This window comes from Streptomyces sp. Edi4, assembly GCF_040253615.1.
Classification (GTDB): domain Bacteria; phylum Actinomycetota; class Actinomycetes; order Streptomycetales; family Streptomycetaceae; genus Streptomyces.
Genome location: NZ_JBEJGY010000004.1, coordinates 6,072,422 through 6,094,200, shown reverse-complemented (window position 1 = coordinate 6,094,200; position 21,779 = coordinate 6,072,422). Strand labels below are relative to the sequence as shown.

The following is a 21,779-nucleotide window of genomic DNA, read 5'->3' as shown; positions in this document are numbered from 1 at the left end:
GGGTTGACCGCACCCGGGCTGTCTCCGGAAGCATGCCCAGTGTTTCACCATGGCCGAACCAGGCCATAACAGTTCGGCAGCTTCGCATATCCGTCCCCGCCCATGCAGGGCGGAAACACTGGTGACCGGCATCCGCTCGGGCCCCGAAGGTAAGTAACCTGGATTCCGGCTGTCCAACCGCCCCAGCCGCCCGGCATGGGGCGGTTCGTACCCTTTGCCCGGAAAAGCTGGGGGAGGGCGGTGCGGAGGACGACCACGGGACACCGAAGGGGCGGGCCGAGATGGGACTGTTGTTTCCCCAGGGGCGCGTTCCGGAGCCCCGGCAAGGAAATCCGGGCGTCGAGACGCGTATGAGGAGTTCTGTGATCACCGCGCGGGCGGCAGCCAGCTTCGACCCTGTCGGGCGGTCCGTCGCGACCGCCCGCGCTTTCGTCCGTGACACCCTCCAGGGCTGGGGGTACGCGGACGTGGTGGACGACGCCGTGGTCTTGACCAGTGAGCTCGTCACCAACGCGGTGGTCCACGCCGGCACCAAGGCGGACGTCCTGTGCCTGCGCTCCGAGGACGGCGTCCGCGTCGAAGTGGCCGACCGCTACCCCGAACGGGAAGTTCCGCTGCTCGGCTCCCCCGCCGACATCGCGGGCCCCGAGCGCGAGAACGGCCGGGGCCTGCTGCTCTGCGCCGCCCTCGCCTCCCGCTGGGGCGTCGAATACACCCCCACCAGGAAGAACGTCTGGTTCCAACTCGACCTGACCAACCGGCCGGTGGGCACCCGCTCGGCCGGCCCCGCCCTGCCCACCGCGCTGCTCCCGGTCGCCGACGGCAGAGTCCGCGTCGCGGTCGTGCAGATCGACCGCGCCGGCGCCGTCCGCGCCTGGAACGAGGACGCGCAGGACCTGTTCGGCTACGCCGCCGAGCAGGTCACCGGCAAGGCGCTCACCGACTTCGCCGCCTGGCCGCACACCCCCGGCACCTCCACCGGCATCGTCGAAGCCCTCCAACTCTCGCGCTGGGAAGGCACCTACGGGATAAGGGGCGCCGACGGACGCGTGGTCCCGGTGTACGCCTCGCATCTGCGGGTCCGCGACACCGAGGGCGAGCCCTCCACGGTCTGTCTGCTGGTACGCGACGACGAGCGCGCGGTGCTCCAGACCCCCGTGCGCCAGCCCGCGACCGAGGCGGCCGTCCTCGGTGAGAGCCGCAGCGTCGACCCCTTCGAGGTCTTCATCGGCTCCCCCGCCCCCGACGACCTCGACGGACTGCTCCAGCGCACCGTCGAACGGGCCCGCGACATGCTCGACGGCGACTCCGCCTTCCTGCTCCTGGCCACCGACGACGAGACCGAGCTCGAGGTCCGGGCCACCACCGGCCTTCCCTCGGCCCGCCAGCGGTTCGCCCGCGTCCCCGTCGAGGCCGGCACGGGCCGCTACGGCTCGGCGCGCATGCCCGCCGTCCATGAGGACCTGGCGGCCGTACCGGGCGCCGTGCCGCTGCTTGAGAGCACCGGCATGCGTTCGGTCGTCACCGTCCCGCTCAAGGTCGAGGGCCGCCTGACCGGCTCGCTCGGCGTCGCCGCCGAATCGCCCGGACGCTACTCCAACGAAGAGGCCCTGCGACTTCAGTTCGCCGCCGACCGCATCGCGCTCGCCGTCGAATCGGCCCGCCTCGGCGAACTGGAACGCCTGCGCAGAGGGTCACTGAGCTTCCTGGTGGAAGCCTCCGACCTGCTGGCCGGCACCCTGGACCGCGACCAGACGCTCGCCCTGATGGCCCAGATGACCGTGCCCACCCTGGCCACCTGGTGCGCCGTCTACACGATCGCCGACCAGTCCTCCGACCCCTACCTCTCCTATGTCCTGCACGAGGACGAGGAGCGCATCGACGGCCTCAAGGCCCTGCTCTCCAAGATCAGCCCGCCGGAGCCGGTGCCGACGCCCGGCGCCCGCGTCTGGACGGCCCCCGGCGAAGCCGCCCACCAGGCGGCGCTGCGCGTCTCGATGCGCGACCTCGGCCGTTCCGGCACCTCCTACACCGGTGGCGGCCTCGGCAGCACCCTGTCGACCGCCGCCGCGGTGGGCGGCGAAACCGTTGTCCTGCCGCTCGTCGCCCGCAACCGCGTCATCGGCATGCTCACCCTGGGCAAACCCTCCGACGACCACTTCCGCCAGGAAATCCTCGAACTCGCCGAGGACCTGTCCCGCCGGGCCGCGCTCGCCCTGGACAACTCGCGCCTTTACTCCGAGCGCATGGCCATCAGCCGCTCCCTCCAGCGCTCCCTGCTCCCGCCCGGTCTGCCGCAGATCCCCGGCGTCGAGGTCGAGGTGATCTACCGCGCGGCTGGCGAGGGCAACGAAGTGGGCGGCGACTTCTACGACCTCTTCCCCATCCAGGACGGCGCGTACGGCTTCGCCATCGGCGACGTGTGCGGTACGGGACCGGAGGCCGCCGCCGTCACGGGCCTGGCCCGGCACGCGCTGCGCCTGCTGGCCCGCGAGGGTTTCGGCGGCCCCGCGGTCCTCGAACGCCTCAACGCCGCGATCCTCGACGAGGGCGCCCGCAGCCGCTTCCTGACGCTTCTCTACGGGGAGTTGTGGCCCCAGGAGGACGGCAGCGCCCTGTTGAAGGTCGTCTGCGCCGGCCACCCCCTCCCGTTGCGCCTGCGTCAGGACGGCACCGTCGAGCCGGCCGCCGACCCGCAGCCCCTGCTCGGCGTGATGGACGACCTGGAGCTGTACGAGCAGACGATCACGCTCGACCCGGGTGACGTCCTGCTCTGCGTCACGGACGGCATCACCGAGCGCCGTGAGGGCACGCGCATGCTGGGCGACGACGGCCTCGCGGACGTGCTGGCCATGTGTACGGGTCTGACGGCGGGCGCGGTCGCGGCCCGCGTCCTGCGCGCGGTCGAACGCTTCGCCGCCGAACCGGCCTCCGACGACATGGCGATCCTGACGATGCGCATCCCCGAAGAGGCCAAGCGATAGCCCGAGCGGACCCCGGCACACGAAAGGCCGGGTACGCGAAAGGCCCCGCCCAATGGGCGGGGCCTTTCGATGTTCTGAGCCCCCATGCGGAATCGAACCGCAGACCTTCTCCTTACCATGGAGACGCTCTACCGACTGAGCTATAGGGGCCGGTTGTTGTTTCGGGGTTTCCCCCTCACCAACGAGATAAAGCATACCCCGAATCAGACGGTGCTCCGAACCATGGTCACCGGTTCCGGCTATGCGGGTTGCAGCAGTCCGCCCAGCGCGTTGCAGACGGATACCAACCGCCGCAATTCCGCGAGGGAAAGCCCGTCGAGCGACGGCAACGCAAGCGTCTCGTCGGCGGCCCGCTCGGTCTCGGCGAGCGCCGCCTGGTCGCGTCGGAACTCCCTCATCCGGTGCACCGGAGTGGGTACGGGCACCTCGCACGCGACCCCGCGCCGCCGCAACAGCCGCGCGAACGCGTCCCGGTCGGGCCGCCCATTGCCGGGCACCCGCACGACGTACCGCTGATAGCGGTGCCCCTCGGCGGCTGCGGGCGTTCCCACGCCGGCGAGCCGACGGTCCAAGTAGCGTGCGTGTTCCCGCCGTTGTGCCACATCGCCGCCCAGGCCCTCCCGGTCGTCCTGCTCAAGGAGCAACACCCCGTGCCCGGCGGCCAGTTCCGTGAACCGCGCGGAGTCGGCCGGGTACCCGAAGCGGCGTACGAGCACGAGGGCGGCGGTCCTCGACGTGACCACCGCGCCCACCGACTCGGGATCCAGGCAGTAGGTCAGCGGATCGATGTCGGCGAACACCGGGACCGCCCCGGCGGCTATGACATCCCGGGCCAGCGCGCCGGTATCGAAAGCCGGCACGATCACCTCGTCGCCGGGCGCGACCCCGGCCGCCTTGAGTGCTCCTGTCATCCCCATGACAAGGAATCGTTCACCCGCCACATGAACACCAGGTGATCGGGCATAAAAAAACGCCGGCCCCCGAACCGAAGTTCAGGGACCAGCGTTGAAGTTTTGTTCGGCGGCGTCCTACTCTCCCACAGGGTCCCCCCTGCAGTACCATCGGCGCTGAAAGGCTTAGCTTCCGGGTTCGGAATGTAACCGGGCGTTTCCCTAACGCTATGACCACCGAAACACTATGAAGTTGAACTCGACCAGCACACACCCCAAAGGGCATGCGGGAGTTCATTGCTTCAGAACAAACACAGTGGACGCGAGCAACTGAGGACAAGCCCTCGGCCTATTAGTACCAGTCAGCTCCACCCGTTACCGGGCTTCCACATCTGGCCTATCAACCCAGTCGTCTACTGGGAGCCTTACCCTCTCAAGGAGGTGGGAACACTCATCTCGAAGCAGGCTTCCCGCTTAGATGCTTTCAGCGGTTATCCTTTCCGAACGTAGCCAACCAGCCATGCCCTTGGCAGGACAACTGGCACACCAGAGGTTCGTCCGTCCCGGTCCTCTCGTACTAGGGACAGCCCTTCTCAATGTTCCTGCGCGCGCAGCGGATAGGGACCGAACTGTCTCACGACGTTCTAAACCCAGCTCGCGTACCGCTTTAATGGGCGAACAGCCCAACCCTTGGGACCGACTCCAGCCCCAGGATGCGACGAGCCGACATCGAGGTGCCAAACCATCCCGTCGATATGGACTCTTGGGGAAGATCAGCCTGTTATCCCCGGGGTACCTTTTATCCGTTGAGCGACGGCGCTTCCACAAGCCACCGCCGGATCACTAGTCCCGACTTTCGTCCCTGCTCGACCCGTCGGTCTCACAGTCAAGCTCCCTTGTGCACTTACACTCAACACCTGATTGCCAACCAGGCTGAGGGAACCTTTGGGCGCCTCCGTTACTCTTTAGGAGGCAACCGCCCCAGTTAAACTACCCATCAGACACTGTCCCTGATCCGGATCACGGACCGAGGTTAGACATCCAGCACGACCAGAGTGGTATTTCAACGACGACTCCACAACCACTGGCGTGGCCGCTTCAAAGTCTCCCACCTATCCTACACAAGCCGAACCGAACACCAATATCAAACTGTAGTAAAGGTCCCGGGGTCTTTCCGTCCTGCTGCGCGAAACGAGCATCTTTACTCGTAGTGCAATTTCACCGGGCCTATGGTTGAGACAGTCGAGAAGTCGTTACGCCATTCGTGCAGGTCGGAACTTACCCGACAAGGAATTTCGCTACCTTAGGATGGTTATAGTTACCACCGCCGTTTACTGGCGCTTAAGTTCTCAGCTTCGCAACCCCGAAAGGTCACTAACCGGTCCCCTTAACGTTCCAGCACCGGGCAGGCGTCAGTCCGTATACATCGCCTTACGGCTTCGCACGGACCTGTGTTTTTAGTAAACAGTCGCTTCTCGCTGGTCTCTGCGGCCACCCCCAGCTCAGAGAGTAAATCTCATCACCGGTGATGGCCCCCCTTCTCCCGAAGTTACGGGGGCATTTTGCCGAGTTCCTTAACCATAGTTCACCCGAACGCCTCGGTATTCTCTACCTGACCACCTGAGTCGGTTTAGGGTACGGGCCGCCATGAAACTCGCTAGAGGCTTTTCTCGACAGCATAGGATCATCCACTTCACCACAATCGGCTCGGCATCAGGTCTCAGACTATATGTGCGACGGATTTGCCTACCGCACGTCCTACACCCTTACCCCGGGACAACCACCGCCCGGGCTGGACTACCTTCCTGCGTCACCCCATCGCTTACCTACTACCACCTTGGGTCAGCGGCTCCACCACTCCCCTCAACTCCGAAGAGATCAGGGCGGCTTCACGGCCTTAGCATTAATGGATTCGATACTGGGCGTTTCAAAGCGGGTACCGGAATATCAACCGGTTGTCCATCGACTACGCCTGTCGGCCTCGCCTTAGGTCCCGACTTACCCTGGGCAGATCAGCTTGACCCAGGAACCCTTAGTCAATCGGCGCACACGTTTCTCACGTGTGTATCGCTACTCATGCCTGCATTCTCACTCGTGAACCGTCCACCACTAGCTTCCGCTGCGGCTTCACCCGGCACACGACGCTCCCCTACCCATCCCAGCCCCCGTTGGGGGTATGTGCTGGAATGACACGACTTCGGCGGTACGCTTGAGCCCCGCTACATTGTCGGCGCGGAATCACTTGACCAGTGAGCTATTACGCACTCTTTCAAGGGTGGCTGCTTCTAAGCCAACCTCCTGGTTGTCTCTGCGACTCCACATCCTTTCCCACTTAGCGTACGCTTAGGGGCCTTAGTCGATGCTCTGGGCTGTTTCCCTCTCGACCATGGAGCTTATCCCCCACAGTCTCACTGCCGCGCTCTCACTTACCGGCATTCGGAGTTTGGCTAAGGTCAGTAACCCGGTAGGGCCCATCGCCTATCCAGTGCTCTACCTCCGGCAAGAAACACACGACGCTGCACCTAAATGCATTTCGGGGAGAACCAGCTATCACGGAGTTTGATTGGCCTTTCACCCCTAACCACAGGTCATCCCCCAGGTTTTCAACCCTGGTGGGTTCGGTCCTCCACGACCTCTTACAGCCGCTTCAACCTGCCCATGGCTAGATCACTCCGCTTCGGGTCTAGAGCGTGCAACTACGCATCTAAAAAGACACAGCGCCCTGTTCGGACTCGCTTTCGCTACGGCTTCCCCACACGGGTTAACCTCGCTACACACCGCTAACTCGCAGGCTCATTCTTCAAAAGGCACGCAGTCACGACGCACTGAGTAAACTCAGCGCGCGACGCTCCCACGGCTTGTAGGCACACGGTTTCAGGTACTATTTCACTCCGCTCCCGCGGTACTTTTCACCATTCCCTCACGGTACTATCCGCTATCGGTCACCAGGGAATATTTAGGCTTAGCGGGTGGTCCCGCCAGATTCACACGGGATTTCTCGGGCCCCGTGCTACTTGGGTGTCTCTCAAACGAGCCGTTGATGTTTCAGCTACGGGGGTCTTACCCTCTACGCCGGACCTTTCGCATGTCCTTCGCCTACACCAACGGTTTCTGACTCGCCTCACAGCCGGCAGACTGTGAAAGAGAGATCCCACAACCCCGCATGCGCAACCCCTGCCGGGTATCACACGCATACGGTTTGGCCTCATCCGGTTTCGCTCGCCACTACTCCCGGAATCACGGTTGTTTTCTCTTCCTGAGGGTACTGAGATGTTTCACTTCCCCTCGTTCCCTCCACATACCCTATGTGTTCAGGTATGGGTGACAGCCCATGACGACTGCCGGGTTTCCCCATTCGGAAACCCCCGGATCAAAGCCTGGTTGACGGCTCCCCGGGGACTATCGTGGCCTCCCACGTCCTTCATCGGTTCCTGGTGCCAAGGCATCCACCGTGCGCCCTTAAAAACTTGGCCACAGATGCTCGCGTCCACTGTGCAGTTCTCAAACAACGACCAACCACCCATCACCCCACCAGAACCTGGTGAGTGCACTGGGGCCGGCACTTGAAGGCAGCCTTTCGGCCGTACCTTCAGATACCCAACAGCGTGCCCGGCCCGGTCCTCTCTGGTTCACTTTCCACGCCGAAGCAGTACTAGTGACCTTCAAGAACCGTGCCGAATAGTCAACGTTCCACCCATGAGCTGACCGTGCAGAACATGTGTCTGCAATCGGTACTGTGCTCCTTAGAAAGGAGGTGATCCAGCCGCACCTTCCGGTACGGCTACCTTGTTACGACTTCGTCCCAATCGCCAGTCCCACCTTCGACAGCTCCCTCCCACAAGGGGTTGGGCCACCGGCTTCGGGTGTTACCGACTTTCGTGACGTGACGGGCGGTGTGTACAAGGCCCGGGAACGTATTCACCGCAGCAATGCTGATCTGCGATTACTAGCAACTCCGACTTCATGGGGTCGAGTTGCAGACCCCAATCCGAACTGAGACCGGCTTTTTGAGATTCGCTCCGCCTCACGGCATCGCAGCTCTTTGTACCGGCCATTGTAGCACGTGTGCAGCCCAAGACATAAGGGGCATGATGACTTGACGTCGTCCCCACCTTCCTCCGAGTTGACCCCGGCAGTCTCCTGTGAGTCCCCATCACCCCGAAGGGCATGCTGGCAACACAGAACAAGGGTTGCGCTCGTTGCGGGACTTAACCCAACATCTCACGACACGAGCTGACGACAGCCATGCACCACCTGTATACCGACCACAAGGGGGCGACTATCTCTAGCCGTTTCCGGTATATGTCAAGCCTTGGTAAGGTTCTTCGCGTTGCGTCGAATTAAGCCACATGCTCCGCTGCTTGTGCGGGCCCCCGTCAATTCCTTTGAGTTTTAGCCTTGCGGCCGTACTCCCCAGGCGGGGAACTTAATGCGTTAGCTGCGGCACCGACGACGTGGAATGTCGCCAACACCTAGTTCCCAACGTTTACGGCGTGGACTACCAGGGTATCTAATCCTGTTCGCTCCCCACGCTTTCGCTCCTCAGCGTCAGTAATGGCCCAGAGATCCGCCTTCGCCACCGGTGTTCCTCCTGATATCTGCGCATTTCACCGCTACACCAGGAATTCCGATCTCCCCTACCACACTCTAGCTAGCCCGTATCGAATGCAGACCCGGGGTTAAGCCCCGGGCTTTCACATCCGACGTGACAAGCCGCCTACGAGCTCTTTACGCCCAATAATTCCGGACAACGCTTGCGCCCTACGTATTACCGCGGCTGCTGGCACGTAGTTAGCCGGCGCTTCTTCTGCAGGTACCGTCACTTTCGCTTCTTCCCTGCTGAAAGAGGTTTACAACCCGAAGGCCGTCATCCCTCACGCGGCGTCGCTGCATCAGGCTTTCGCCCATTGTGCAATATTCCCCACTGCTGCCTCCCGTAGGAGTCTGGGCCGTGTCTCAGTCCCAGTGTGGCCGGTCGCCCTCTCAGGCCGGCTACCCGTCGTCGCCTTGGTAGGCCATCACCCCACCAACAAGCTGATAGGCCGCGGGCTCATCCTTCACCGCCGGAGCTTTTAACCCCTCAAGATGCCCTGAGGAGTGTTATCCGGTATTAGACCCCGTTTCCAGGGCTTGTCCCAGAGTGAAGGGCAGATTGCCCACGTGTTACTCACCCGTTCGCCACTAATCCACCCCGAAGGGCTTCATCGTTCGACTTGCATGTGTTAAGCACGCCGCCAGCGTTCGTCCTGAGCCAGGATCAAACTCTCCATGAATGTTTACCCGTAATCGGGTGCACACATCACGTAAGAGCGGGACGGAACCACCGGAATAAGGCGGCCCGTCCACAGCGTCCTCGCTGTGTAATCGCCTGACGACCACGAGGGCCGGCAGGACTTTTCAAAGGAACCTCGTCCCACCGAAGTGGAGACGGGGTTGTCAATCTGGCGTTGACTTTTGGCACGCTGTTGAGTTCTCAAGGAACGGACGCTTCCTTTGTACTCACCCTCTCGGGCTTTCCTCCGGGCGCTTCCCTTCGGTATTTCGTGTTTCCGACTCTATCAGACTCTTTCGTGTCCGATTCCCCGTCGAATTGGGGTTCGCTTCGAGTTCTTCGCTTTCGCGTTTCCCTTTCGGCGGGCCCGACTTTATCAGAGATTCTGAGGCCGGATTTCCGTCCCGTTCCGGGTGCCCTGCGCGGCGTGTAGCCGTACCGGGTTCCCCTCGAGCGGAGACATAAACCTACTGGAGCGGGGCTCCTCGATGCAAATCGAGGAGCCCCGCTCCGGAGTGCTGCCGCTGCCGTCAGACCTCGACGACCACGGGAAGGATCATCGGACGCCTGCGGTAGGTGTCCGAGACCCACTTGCCGACCGAGCGCCGGATCAGCTGCTGGAGCTGGTGGGGCTCGACGACGCCGTCCTGGGCGGACCGGTTCAGGGCTTCCTCGATCTTCGAGACCGCGGGTCCGAAGGCCGAGTCCTCGATGCCGGAGCCGCGGGCCTGGATGTGCGGACCGCTGGTGATCTTGCCGCTGCTGGCGTCCACCACCACGTACACCGAGATGATGCCCTCGTCGCCGAGGATGCGGCGGTCCTTCAGGGAGGACTCCGTCACGTCGCCGACCGAGAGGCCGTCGACGTAGACGTATCCCGCCTGCACCTTGCCGACGATCCTGGCGCTGCCATCGACGAGGTCGACAACCACGCCGTCCTCGGCGATGACGATGTGGTTCTTCGGGACGCCGGTGAGGGCTCCGAGCTCCGCGTTCGCCCGCAGGTGGCGCCATTCGCCGTGGACCGGCATCAGGTTCTTCGGCTTGCAGATGTTGTAGAAGTACAACAGCTCGCCTGCCGAGGCGTGGCCCGAGACGTGCACCTTGGCGTTGCCCTTGTGGACGACGTTGGCACCCCAGCGGGTCAGGCCGTTGATGACGCGGTAGACCGCGTTCTCGTTGCCCGGGATGAGCGACGACGCCAGGATCACGGTGTCGCCCTGGACGATGCGGATCTGGTGGTCGCGGTTGGCCATCCGGGACAGCGCGGCCATGGGCTCGCCCTGCGAGCCGGTGCACACCAGCACGATCTCGTCGTCGGGCAGGTCGTCGAGCGTCTTCACGTCCACGACGAGGCCGGCCGGGACCTTCAGGTAGCCGAGGTCGCGCGCGATGCCCATGTTGCGGACCATCGAGCGGCCGACGAAGGCGACCCTGCGGCCGTACTCGTGCGCGGCGTCCAGGATCTGCTGGATGCGGTGCACGTGACTGGCGAAGCTGGCCACGATGATGCGCTTGTCGGCGTTGGCGAAGACGTTGCGCAGGACGTTGGAGATGTCCCGCTCCGGCGGCACGAAGCCGGGGACCTCGGCGTTCGTCGAGTCCGACAGGAGGAGGTCGATGCCCTCCTCGCTGAGACGCGCGAAGGCGTGCAGGTCGGTGAGGCGGCCGTCGAGGGGGAGCTGGTCCATCTTGAAGTCGCCGGTGGCGACGGCCAGGCCCGCGGGGGTGCGGATGGCCACCGCGAGGGCGTCCGGGATGGAGTGGTTGACCGCGATGAACTCGCAGTCGAAGGGGCCCAGGCGCTCGCGGTCGCCCTCGGCGACCTCCAGCGTGTAGGGGCGGATCCGGTGCTCCTGGAGCTTGGCCTCGATCAGCGCCAGGGTCAGCTTGGAGCCGATCAGCGGGATGTCCGGCTTCTCGCGGAGCAGGTAGGGGACGCCGCCGATGTGGTCTTCGTGCCCGTGCGTCAGGACGATGCCCTCGATGTCGTCGAGGCGGTCCCTGATCGAGCTGAAGTCGGGCAGGATCAGGTCGACGCCGGGCTGCTCCTCCTCGGGGAAGAGGACGCCGCAGTCGACGATGAGCAGGCGGCCGTTGAACTCGAAGACGGTCATGTTCCGGCCGATTTCGCCGAGACCGCCGAGCGGTGTGACGCGCAGGCCGTTCTTGGGAAGCTTCGGCGGGGTGCCGAGTTCGGGATGCGGATGACTCAAAAGACTCTCCTCACCACACGCGCCACGTACCTGTAGGGCACGTGGCGCGTATGTCATTCGTGCACTTGCTGTTGTGTAGGGGTTCGCGCGTTTGTCCGGCGCGTATTCAGTTGTGAAGTCTGTGGTTAGAGCTGTACCCCACCGGCTGCCAGATCGAGCGCCAGCTGGCTGGTTTCTTCCGGTGTGAGTTCGACCATGGGCAGCCGGAGCGGCCCGGCGGGCAGGCCCTTGAGGGCCAGGGCCGCCTTGGTGGTCATGACTCCCTGGGTACGGAACATGCCCGTGTAGACGGGGAGCAGTCGCTGGTGGATCTCGGTGGCCTTGGTGACCTCGCCGGCCAGGTATGCCTCGAGGAGCGCGCGCAGCTCGGGGGTGACCAAGTGGCCGACGACGGAGACGAAGCCGCAGGCGCCGACCGAGAGGAGCGGCAGGTTGAGCATGTCGTCGCCGGAGTACCAGGCGAGGCCGGAGCGGGCGATGGCCCAGCCTGCGCGGCCGAGGTCGCCCTTGGCGTCCTTGTTGGCGACGATCCTGGGGTGCTCGGCGAGCCGGACCAGGGTCTCGGTGTCGATGGGGACGCCGCTGCGGCCGGGGATGTCGTACAGCATCACCGGGAGCTCGGTGGCGTCGGCGATGGCCGAGAAGTGCTGGAGCAGGCCCTCTTGCGAGGGCTTGTTGTAGTACGGCGTCACCGCGAGCAGGCCGTGGGCGCCGGAGCGCTGGGCCGTTCGGGCGAGTTCGAGGGTGTGGCGGGTGTCGTTGGTGCCGATTCCGGCCACGACGTGGGCCCGGTCTCCGACGGCCTCCAGTACGGCCCGTACGAGCTGGTCTTTCTCCGCGTCGCTGGTGGTCGGGGACTCGCCGGTGGTGCCGTTGACGATGAGTCCGTCGTTGCCTGCGTCGACCAGGTGGGCCGCCAGTCGCTGGGCGCCGTCGAGGTCGAGTGCGCCGTCCGCCGTGAAGGGCGTGATCATGGCGGTGAGGACCCGCCCGAAGGGGGTCTGCGGAGTGGAGATCGGAGCCATGGGTAACACGCTACTCGCTGCTCAGCGCCGGGTCCCCCCTCGGGGGCGGGTGGCTAAGGGAGCCCGGCACTGCCTGCTCGGGGGTTCAAGCAGTGCCGGGTCCGTTTGATCAGCCTAGATGAACTTCACGAAACGCCGCAATACGGACACTTTGCGCGGCATATCCGCACATCTGTGCCGGTATGGGTTCCCCGCTGCCGCAGGGGCCGCTACGGGGCGACCCGGCCGTTGGTGTTGAAGGCCGCGTGGGTCAGCGGCATCAGCCGGGCCCACTCGCGCTCCATCTTCTCGCCGACCATCTCGATCTCCCGCTGCGGGAAGGACGGCACCTTCGCCAGCTCGTGCTGGGTGCGCAGGCCGAGGAAGTGCATCAGCGAACGGGCGTTGCACGTCGCGTACATGGACGAGAAGAGGCCGACCGGGAGCGTGGCGCGGGCGACTTCGCGGGCCACTCCCGCCGCCAGCATCTCCTGGTACGCCTCGTAGGAGCGGCGGTAGGAGTCCTCCATGACCCGGGCCGTCAGCTCCTGCTGCTCGGCCGAGCCCTCGACGAACTCGTACTTGCCGGGGCGGCCCCGCTGGACCAGCTTGCGGTCGTCGCCCGGGACGTAGAAGACGGGCTGGAGCTCCCTGTAGCGGCCCGATTCCTCGTTGTAGGACCAGCCCACGCGGTGCCGCATGAACTCGCGGAAGACGAAGATCGGGGCGCTGATGAAGAACGTCATCGAGTTGTGCTCGAAGGGGCTGCCGTGCCGGTCCCGCATCAGGAAGTTGATCAGGCCCTTGGAGCGCTCGGGGTCCTTCTGGAGCTCTTCGAGGGACTGCTCGCCGGCCGTCGAGACCCTGGCCGCCCACAGCACGTCCGAGTCGGACGCCGCGTGCTTCACCAGGTCCACGGTGACGTCGCTGCGGAAGCTGGGCTTGAGGTCAGGGGCGGGGGTGTCGGTCACCGGCGGGTCCTTCCAATTGCGTCGCTCGGGCGGCGCCCACTCTACGGGGCCGCACCGACAACTCCGCCTCTGACGGTTCGTCAGTACATTCTTCGGCCAATTCGGGGAATTCGGGCACCAATCGACGCTCTCGTGCGTCAGTACCAGTGAGCAGCAACACGTTCGACCGCCCCACGAGTCACCGAGGAGATGTGCCCCATGTTCCGCCGGCGTGAGCCCGTTCCATTCGCCTTCGTCGCCGAGGCCGACCGCTACCGCAGCAATGTCGAGCCCCCGCCGCGCCAGCGCGCCAGCGCAGGTCAGGTCATCGGCAGGACGCTGGTCGGGCTCACCGTCATAGCCGGGCTCACCGGCGCGCTGCTGTTCGGGCTGCCCGCGATGGAGAGCCCGCAGTCGCCCGCGCACAGTCAGCAGTCCGAGGCCTCCAACGGGCGCTGACCGCCGCTGACCGGCCCCGGACGCGCCGACGCGCGCCCGGACCCCCGGAGGTGGCCGCGCGGTGGCCTCCTGGGTAGCCTCACCCCGCACAGCCCAATCGAGCGTGCTTGTGAGTGAGGATCAGTCGTGCCCCTGCCCTTCCTGACGGCCGACCGCGCAGTTGACGCACCCGGTGAGTACTACGACGAGGCGGCGCTGCCCTTCGACGACCACGATCGCTGGCGCCGGCCCTACCGGCCGGGCCCGTGGCGGGTCGCGGCCGGGGCCATGCTGCTGCTGCTCGCGTCGTTCGTGCTGCTCGCCGCCGTGATCATCGCGGCCGCCGGTGAGCCGACGGGTGCGCTGGCCGTCCTGGGCGTCGCCGTGCTCGTGATCGCCTCGGCGCTGCGGCTGCTGCGCGTCGGTGTCTGGGTCAGCCGGGCCGGGCTGCGCCGGGTGGCGTTCTTCTCCACCACCACGGTGGCCTGGCCCCGGATCCGTGGCGTGCACACCGTGCAGCAGCCCGTGCGGTGGCTCGGGCTGCCACGGACCGTGCAGGGTCAGGCCCTGATCGCCGAGCGGACGCAGGGCGGGCCGCTCGCGCCCCTGCTCACCGACCGCAACGCGGACTTCCTTGGGCGCGGCGAGGCGTTCGACCGGGCGGCGGACCTGGTGGAGGCGTGGGGCGACGAGTACCGCCTCGGCTGACCGGCGCCGCCCCGGCCCTGGCCCGTCCCGCTCCTGTCCCGCCCCTCGCCGCTCTGCCCTGCCGCACCCCGCTCCGCCGTCCCGGCCGCCGTCCCGGTTTTCGCCGGGACGTGTCAGACCTGGACCGGCTTGTTGTCGTGCAGCGCGATGGCCCGCTGCATGGCCTTGCGGGCCCGGGGGGTGTCGCGGGCGTCCTGGTAGGCGACGGCCAGGCGGAACCAGCAGCGCCAGTCGTCGGGCGCGTCCTCGGTCTCGGCCTTGCGCCGGGCGAAGACGGCGTCGGCGCAGTCGCGGTCGACGCGGCCGCCCGGGCCGCGGACCAACTCGTCGACGGGCAGGCCGCCTTCGGCGTCCAGTTCCGCGGCCAGCTTGTTGGCCTTGGTCACGAAGCGGGTGTTGGCCCACAGGAACCAGATGCCGACCAGGGGCAGGATCAGTACGGCCACGCCGAGGGGGACGGTGATCCAGGTGCCCTCTTCGAGGAGCCACACGCCTCGGCTGCCGGCCAGGACGAAGTAGAAGACCAGGACGGCAGCCGTGATGAGATAAGTGATTTTCGCGCGCATGAGGCCGGTGGTGCCGCTCAGTTGAGGTCGAGGAAGTGTTCCAGGCCGAAGGTGAGGCCGGGAGTGGACACCACGCGGCGGGCGCCGAGCAGGATGCCCGGCATGAAGCTGCTGTGGTGCAGGGAGTCGTGGCGCACGGTCAGGGTTTCGCCCTCCGCGCCGAGCAGCACTTCCTGGTGGGCCAGGAGGCCGCGCAGCCGCACCGCGTGCACGGGGACGCCGTCCACGTCGGCGCCGCGCGCTCCGGCAAGCGCCGTGGCCGTGGCGTCCGGCGCGGGGCCGACCCCCGCTTCGGCGCGGGCCGCCGCGATCAGCTGGGCGGTGCGCGTGGCGGTGCCGGATGGGGCGTCCACCTTGTTCGGGTGGTGCAGTTCGACGACCTCGACCGATTCGAAGTACGGGGCCGCGAGCTGGGCGAACTTCATGGTCAAGACGGCGCCGATGGAGAAGTTCGGCGCGATGAGCACACCGGTCGCCGGGGCGGCGGCGAGCCAGGTGTTCAGCTGCGCGAGGCGGGCCTCGGTCCAGCCCGTGGTGCCGACCACCGCGTGGATCTCGTGGCGTACACAGAACTCGAGGTTTTCCATCACCGAGTCGGGCGTGGTCAGCTCGACAGCGACCTGGGCGCCGCTCTCGGCGAGCGTGTCCAGGCTGTCGCCCCGGCCAAGGGCCGCGACCAGTTCCATGTCGTCGGCGGCCTCGACGGCTCGTACGGCCTCGGAACCGATCCGGCCCTTGGCACCGAGGACCGCCACGCGCAGCTTGCTCATTTGCTTGCTTCCTTAAGGGTTACGCGACCGCTTCGTGGAGGCGGTCGGCCTGCTTGTCCTTCAGCGGGCCGATGACGGACAGCGAGGGACGCTGCCCCAGGACATCACGGGCCACCTCGCGGACCTCGTCCGGGGTGACTTCGGCTATCCGGGCCAGCATGTCGTCGACCGACATCTGCGAGCCCCAGCACAGCTCGCTCTTGCCGATGCGGTTCATCAGCGCGCCGGTGTCCTCGAGGCCGAGGACGGTGGAGCCGGAGAGCTGGCCGACCGCGCGGCCGATCTCGTCGTCCGAGAGCCCTTCGTGGGCGACCCGGTCCAGTTCGTCGCGGCAGATCTTCAGGACGTCGTGGACCTGGCTCGGGCGGCAGCCCGCGTACACCCCGAACAGGCCGCAGTCGGCGAAGCCCGAGGTGTAGGAGTACACGCTGTAGGCGAGGCCGCGCTTCTCGCGGACCTCCTGGAACAGGCGGGACGACATGCCGCCGCCCAGCGCGGTGTTCAGGACGCCGAGCGCCCAGCGGCGCTCGTCGGTGCGGGCAAGGCCCGGCATGCCGAGGACCACATGGGCCTGTTCGGTGCGGCGGTTCAGGAGCTCCACGCGGCCCGTGGCCTTCAGGGTGCGCGAGCCGCTGCGCGGAGCCAGGGGCACCGCGTCGGTACGGGACAGCGCCCCGGTCTTCTCGAAGGCCTTGCGTACCTGGCGTACGACGGTGGCGTGGTCGACGTTTCCGGCGGCCGCCACGACCAGGTGGCGCGGGTCGTAGTGCTTCTTGTAGAAGCGCGAGATCTGCGCCTGGGTGAGCGCGTTGATCGTGTCCACGGTGCCGAGGACCGGGCGGCCGAGGGGGGTGTCGCCGAGCATGGTGTGCGCGAACAGGTCGTGCACGCAGTCGCCCGGGTCGTCCTCGGTCATCGCGATCTCTTCGAGGATCACGCCGCGTTCGGCGTCGATGTCCTCGGCGAGGATCAGCGAGTCGGTGAGCATGTCGCACACCACGTCGATCGCCAGCGGCAGATCGGTGTCGAGCACCCGCGCGTAGTAGCAGGTGTACTCCTTCGCCGTGAAGGCGTTCATCTCGCCGCCGACCGCGTCCAGGGCGGAGGAGATGTCGAGGGCGCTGCGCTTGCGGGTGCCCTTGAAGAGCAGGTGCTCCAGGTAGTGCGTGGCGCCGTTCAGCGTCGGTGTCTCGTCGCGCGAACCCACCTGGACCCAGATGCCGAAGGTCGCCGACCGTACGGAGGGAAGGGTTTCGGTGACGACCCGCAGGCCGCCGGGGAGGGTCGTGCGGCGGACGGTGCCGATGCCGTTCTGACCCTTCAGGAGCGTTTGGGTACGGGCGACGGCCCGCCCCTCCGAAGAGGTGCGGGCCGCCGCTCGGGAACTACGGGACGTCACTTGGCCGCATCGTCCTTCTCGGCCTCGTCGGCCGTCTCGCCCTCGATCACGGGGACCAGGGAGAGCTTGCCGCGGGAGTCGATCTCGGCGATCTCGACCTGGACCTTGGCGCCCACGCCGAGCACGTCCTCGACGTTCTCGACGCGCTTGCCGCCGGCGAGCTTGCGGATCTGCGAGATGTGCAGCAGACCGTCCTTGCCGGGCATCAGGGACACGAACGCGCCGAAGGTGGTGGTCTTGACGACCGTACCCAGGTAGCGCTCGCCGACCTCCGGCATCGTCGGGTTGGCGATCGAGTTGATCGTGGCGCGGGCGGCCTCGGCCTGCGAGCCGATCTGGGCACCGATGTAGATGGTGCCGTCGTCCTCGATCGTGATCTCGGCGCCGGTGTCCTCCTGGATCTGGTTGATCATCTTGCCCTTGGGGCCGATGACCTCACCGATCTTGTCCACGGGGATCTTGACGGTGATGATCCGCGGGGCGTTGGGGGACATCTCGTCCGGCGTGTCGATCGCTTCCATCATCACGTCGAGGATGTGGAGGCGGGCGTCACGGGCCTGCTTGAGGGCGGCGGCCAGGACGGAGGCCGGGATGCCGTCGAGCTTGGTGTCGAGCTGGAGCGCGGTGACGAACTCCTTCGTACCGGCGACCTTGAAGTCCATGTCGCCGAACGCGTCCTCGGCACCGAGGATGTCGGTGAGGGCGACGTAGTGCGTCTTGCCGTCGATCTCCTGGGAGATGAGGCCCATGGCGATACCGGCGACGGGGGCCTTGAGGGGCACACCGGCGTTCAGGAGCGACATGGTGGAGGCGCAGACCGAGCCCATGGACGTCGAGCCGTTGGAGCCGAGGGCCTCGGAGACCTGACGGATCGCGTAGGGGAACTCCTCGCGCGTCGGAAGCACCGGCACGAGGGCGCGCTCGGCGAGCGCGCCGTGGCCGATCTCGCGGCGCTTGGGCGAGCCCACGCGGCCGGTCTCACCGACGGAGTACGGCGGGAAGTTGTAGTTGTGCATGTAGCGCTTGCGGGTCACCGGGGAGAGGGTGTCCAGCTGCTGCTCCATACGGAGCATGTTGAGGGTGGTGACGCCCAGGATCTGGGTCTCGCCACGCTCGAAGAGCGCCGAGCCGTGCACGCGCGGGATGGCCTCGACCTCGGCGGCCAGCGTACGGATGTCCGTGATGCCGCGGCCGTCGATGCGGACCTTGTCCTTGATGACGCGCTCGCGGACCAGCTTCTTGGTCAGCGCGCGGTACGCGGCGGAGATCTCCTTCTCGCGGCCTTCGAACTGCGGGAGCAGCTTGTCGGCAGCGATCTCCTTGACGCGGTCCAGCTCGGCCTCGCGGTCCTGCTTGCCCGCGATGGTCAGCGCCTGGGCGAGCTCGCCCTTGACCGCGGCGGTCAGCGCCTCCAGGACGTCGTCCTGGTAGTCGAGGAAGACCGGGAACTCGCCGGTCGGCTTCGCGGCCTTGGCGGCGAGGTCGGCCTGGGCCTTGCAGAGGACCTTGATGAAGGGCTTCGCGGCGTCCAGACCGGCGGCGACGACCTCCTCGGTCGGCGCCTCGGCGCCGCCCTTGACGAGCTGGATCGTCTTCTCGGTGGCCTCGGCCTCGACCATCATGATCGCGACGTCGCCGTCCTCGAGGGCGCGACCGGCGACGACCATGTCGAAGACGGCGTCCTCGAGCTCGGTGTGCGTCGGGAAGGCGACCCACTGGCCGTTGATCAGCGCGACGCGGACGCCGCCGATCGGGCCGGAGAAGGGCAGGCCGGCCAGCTGGGTGGACGCGGACGCGGCGTTGATCGCGACGACGTCGTACAGGTGGTCGGGGTTGAGCGCCATGATCGTGGCGACGACCTGGATCTCGTTGCGCAGGCCCTTCTTGAAGGACGGGCGCAGCGGGCGGTCGATCAGGCGGCAGGTGAGGATCGCGTCCTCGGAGGGCCGGCCCTCGCGGCGGAAGAACGAGCCGGGGATCTTGCCGGCCGCGTACTGGCGCTCCTCGACGTCCACCGTCAGGGGGAAGAAGTCGAGCTGGTCCTTGGGCTTCTTGGACGCGGTGGTGGCCGAGAGGACCATCGTGTCGTCGTCCAGGTACGCGACGGCGGAGCCGGCGGCCTGCTTGGCCAGGCGGCCCGTCTCGAAGCGGATGGTGCGGGTGCCGAAAGTGCCGTTGTCGATGACGGCCTCGGCGTAGTGGGTCTCGTTCTCCACTAGTGTCTTCTCCATTTGCTTGGCTGCATTGTCGTCTTTTCGTCCCCTTGCCCGTGTGGCTCGGGGACGGTGGATGACGGCGGAGAAGCGCTCCTGGGGGCGGGCCGGTCTTCGATCGAAGCGCCCGGGGTGCCTTGCGGTCCGGGGGCCACTACCGAGGACCGGCGGCGGAGGAGGCTCCTTCGCGCGCGTCGGGGTGTCGCGTCTTCGGTGCTGCGTGTTCTGTTGTCCGTACCAGACTACTGAGCGTTCGGTACGTCGCGCATGTACAGCAAAGGGAGCGGCCCCCTGATAGGTGGGAACCGCTCCCTCGACAGCATGCTTACTTGGCGCCGCCGGCCGCACCGCGGCGGATGCCCAGGCGGTCGACCAGCGCACGGAAGCGCTGGATGTCCTTCTTGGCCAGGTACTGCAGAAGGCGGCGGCGCTGGCCGACGAGGATCAGCAGGCCACGACGGGAGTGGTGGTCGTGCTTGTGCGTCTTGAGGTGCTCCGTCAGGTCGGAGATACGGCGCGAGAGCATGGCGACCTGGACCTCGGGGGAGCCGGTGTCGCCCTCCTTCTGGCCGAACTCGGACATGATCTGCTTCTTCGTAGCGGCGTCGAGCGGCACGCTTACTCCTCAGTATGGTTCGATGCGCCCACGAGTGCCCCAGGTCTTGATCTCTGGGGAGCTTCCGTGACTCGCGAGCGAGGGTCCGATGAGCGCAGCTTCCAGATGCTCCGGAAACGCGTACACAAACGGCCGTCACACAGCGTACCAGCACCCCGGGTGGCCGCCGACCGGCGGTGGACGGGCGGCGGGTCAGCCGGTGAGGGCGCGGGCCCGGGCGTAGACGTCGAAGACGGCCAGCGTCAGCGGCAGCAGGGTCAGCAGGACCGCCCCCTCGGCGATCTCCAGGAAGCGGCCCCAGAAGGGGGAGACGCCCCGGTCCGGCACGATCAGCGCGATCGCGGTGACCAGCGCGGCGGCGGCGGCGATCGCGGCGACCAGCCACAAAGTGTGCAGGTCGAGGCCGGCGCTCTGCCCCTTGAGCGCGTCCCGCATCAGATCGTGCGGGCCATTGACGCACACGCCGAGGCCGAGCAGGACCAGCGCGCCGAGTCCGGCGGCCAGGGTGGCGGCGACCTGCGCGGTGTAGCGGAAGAGGTGGGCGCGCATCAGCAGGGCGACGCCGGTGGCCAGCGCCAGCAGCCGGCCCCAGGTGTTGTCGGCGAAGCCGAGGACGGCGGCGCTGGTGACGGCGAGGACGGCGCAGCCGCCGACCAGGCCGACGAGGAGTTCGTGGCCGCGCCTGGCCTGGGCCGCGACGCGCTCGGCGTCCACGGCTCGCGGGGCGCTCTCCTCGGGGTCGCGGCGTGAGGCGTGGGGCGCGTCGAAGCCGACGGGCAGCCGGGCGAAGCGCACGGAGAGGCCCGGCAGGAAGGCGAGGGCGCCGACGGCGAGCGGGGCGCACACCGCCGCGGTCTCGGTGGGTGTCATGCCGGTGAGGATCGCGGCGAACACGACGAGCGCGCCCACGGCGGAGGCCAGCACGAACGCCACGAAGGGCCCGTCGCCGCGGGGCGAGAGCAGAGTGAGCACGAGGGAGGCGATGAGGACGGCGACGCAGGCGAGCAGCGTCTGGAGCCGGCCGATGCCGTGATGGCCGTCGAGCGGCAGGAGCCCCGAGCCGGCCACCGCGATGTTGGGCAGCGCGCCCAGGCCGAGGGCGACGGCGGAGAGCTGGTCGTCGTAGATCCGGGACCGTACGACGGCGAGGGTGAGCCAGAGCACGCCGGCGACGGCCGCGAGGATGCCGGCCAGGCCGTGCATGTCGTGCCGGGGCTCGCCGGTCCAGGCGGCGAACGCGAGCAGCGCGGGCAGGACGCCGCCGCCGATGAGGCCGGCGGCGCGGGTCAGCTCGCCGCTCCACAGCGTGCGGTCCTGGGTGACGGCGTGGGCGACGGCCTCGGCCACGTCGTCGAAGACGGCGGGGGGCAGGGACGCGGAGAACGGGCGCAGGGTGAGCAGTTCGCCGTCGAGGATCGACTGGGCGGCGAAGGAGCGGGCGCTGTCGAGGACGGTGCCGTCGCGGCGCACCAGGAAGTAGCCCACGGGGGCGCCCTCTGCGGGGCTCTGGCGGGCCAGCCGCAGGATCTCGGGGTAGATGTCGGCGACCGGGATGTCGTCGGGCAGGGCCACGTCGACGCGGCCGTCCGGCGCGACGATCGTCACGCGGCAGAAGCCGAGTCCTCCCCCGGTGGCCTGGGCCGGCCGGTCGGGCCCGGCGGCCGTGGTCGCGGTGGTCGTCGTGCTCACCCTCGGCTCCCCCTGCTGTGTCGTGCGGCGTGTGCGCGCCCTGTGCGCCGCGCTCCGCCGGGCG

General features: G+C 67.1%; 13 protein-coding genes, 1 tRNA gene and 3 rRNA genes. 3 read left to right on the top strand and 14 right to left on the bottom strand.

Annotation, left to right across the window (positions count from 1 at the left end; translation table 11 throughout):
* The first annotated feature begins 350 nt into the window (after positions 1–350).
* Positions 351–2,984 (top strand): SpoIIE family protein phosphatase, encoded by a 2,634-nt coding sequence (locus tag ABR738_RS29735; RefSeq protein WP_350233015.1) that lies wholly within the window; start codon positions 351–353, stop codon positions 2,982–2,984.
* Between the two features lie 77 nt (positions 2,985–3,061).
* On the opposite strand, the gene ABR738_RS29730 is transcribed toward ABR738_RS29735, so the two are convergent.
* The 8 genes from ABR738_RS29730 to thyX all read right to left on the bottom strand — a co-directional run bounded on the left by ABR738_RS29730 (position 3,062) and on the right by thyX (position 13,337).
* Positions 3,062–3,134, bottom strand: a tRNA-Thr gene (locus tag ABR738_RS29730).
* 89 nt (positions 3,135–3,223) lie between these two features.
* On the bottom strand, positions 3,224–3,901 hold the full coding sequence (locus ABR738_RS29725) for a DegT/DnrJ/EryC1/StrS family aminotransferase (protein ID WP_350233014.1): 678 nt from the start codon (positions 3,899–3,901) through the stop codon (positions 3,224–3,226).
* A gap of 98 nt (positions 3,902–3,999) precedes the next feature.
* Positions 4,000–4,116 (bottom strand): 5S ribosomal RNA (gene rrf / locus ABR738_RS29720).
* Between the two features lie 90 nt (positions 4,117–4,206).
* A 23S ribosomal RNA gene (locus tag ABR738_RS29715) occupies positions 4,207–7,347 on the bottom strand.
* A gap of 274 nt (positions 7,348–7,621) precedes the next feature.
* Positions 7,622–9,147: ribosomal RNA gene (locus tag ABR738_RS29710) — 16S ribosomal RNA — on the bottom strand.
* Together the 16S, 23S and 5S rRNA genes form the textbook arrangement of a ribosomal RNA operon.
* Before the next feature lie 529 nt (positions 9,148–9,676).
* Positions 9,677–11,362, bottom strand: a complete 1,686-nt coding sequence (locus tag ABR738_RS29705; RefSeq protein WP_350233013.1) for a ribonuclease J — start codon at positions 11,360–11,362, stop codon at positions 9,677–9,679.
* A gap of 125 nt (positions 11,363–11,487) precedes the next feature.
* Positions 11,488–12,387 (bottom strand): 4-hydroxy-tetrahydrodipicolinate synthase, encoded by a 900-nt coding sequence (gene dapA / locus ABR738_RS29700; protein ID WP_350233012.1) that lies wholly within the window; start codon positions 12,385–12,387, stop codon positions 11,488–11,490.
* 209 nt (positions 12,388–12,596) lie between these two features.
* Positions 12,597–13,337 (bottom strand): FAD-dependent thymidylate synthase, encoded by a 741-nt coding sequence (gene thyX, locus ABR738_RS29695; RefSeq protein ID WP_350233011.1) that lies wholly within the window; start codon positions 13,335–13,337, stop codon positions 12,597–12,599.
* Positions 13,338–13,535: 198 nt separating this feature from the next.
* On the opposite strand from thyX, the gene ABR738_RS29690 reads away from it, so the two are divergent.
* Both ABR738_RS29690 and ABR738_RS29685 read left to right on the top strand, forming a co-directional pair.
* The gene (locus ABR738_RS29690; protein WP_350233010.1) at positions 13,536–13,775 is read left to right on the top strand and encodes a hypothetical protein; all 240 of its coding nucleotides are present in this window, start codon (positions 13,536–13,538) and stop codon (positions 13,773–13,775) included.
* 126 nt (positions 13,776–13,901) lie between these two features.
* The gene (locus ABR738_RS29685; protein WP_350233009.1) at positions 13,902–14,462 is read left to right on the top strand and encodes an SCO5741 family PH domain-containing membrane protein; all 561 of its coding nucleotides are present in this window, start codon (positions 13,902–13,904) and stop codon (positions 14,460–14,462) included.
* A gap of 113 nt (positions 14,463–14,575) precedes the next feature.
* Here ABR738_RS29685 and ABR738_RS29680 read toward each other — a convergent pair whose 3' ends face one another.
* From ABR738_RS29680 to eccD, 6 genes are all read right to left on the bottom strand, one after another.
* Complete coding sequence (locus ABR738_RS29680; protein ID WP_350233008.1) at positions 14,576–15,028, bottom strand: tetratricopeptide repeat protein; 453 nt, start codon at positions 15,026–15,028, stop codon at positions 14,576–14,578.
* A 17-nt stretch (positions 15,029–15,045) separates the two neighbouring features.
* Positions 15,046–15,798: a 4-hydroxy-tetrahydrodipicolinate reductase gene (gene dapB / locus ABR738_RS29675; RefSeq protein WP_350233007.1), complete on the bottom strand. Its 753-nt coding sequence runs from the start codon at positions 15,796–15,798 to the stop codon at positions 15,046–15,048.
* Positions 15,799–15,817: 19 nt separating this feature from the next.
* A complete protein-coding gene (locus ABR738_RS29670; RefSeq protein WP_350233006.1) occupies positions 15,818–17,197 on the bottom strand; it encodes a M16 family metallopeptidase in 1,380 nt (459 codons plus the stop codon).
* Entirely contained in the window at positions 17,194–19,413 is a 2,220-nt protein-coding gene (locus ABR738_RS29665; protein WP_350234802.1) for a polyribonucleotide nucleotidyltransferase, read from the bottom strand. Before ABR738_RS29665 ends, ABR738_RS29670 begins: the two co-directional genes overlap by 4 nt.
* A 322-nt stretch (positions 19,414–19,735) precedes the next feature.
* On the bottom strand, positions 19,736–20,026 hold the full coding sequence (rpsO, locus tag ABR738_RS29660; RefSeq protein WP_267056737.1) for a 30S ribosomal protein S15: 291 nt from the start codon (positions 20,024–20,026) through the stop codon (positions 19,736–19,738).
* Positions 20,027–20,218: 192 nt separating this feature from the next.
* Entirely contained in the window at positions 20,219–21,715 is a 1,497-nt protein-coding gene (eccD, locus tag ABR738_RS29655; protein WP_350233005.1) for a type VII secretion integral membrane protein EccD, read from the bottom strand.
* Positions 21,716–21,779 lie beyond the last annotated feature (64 nt).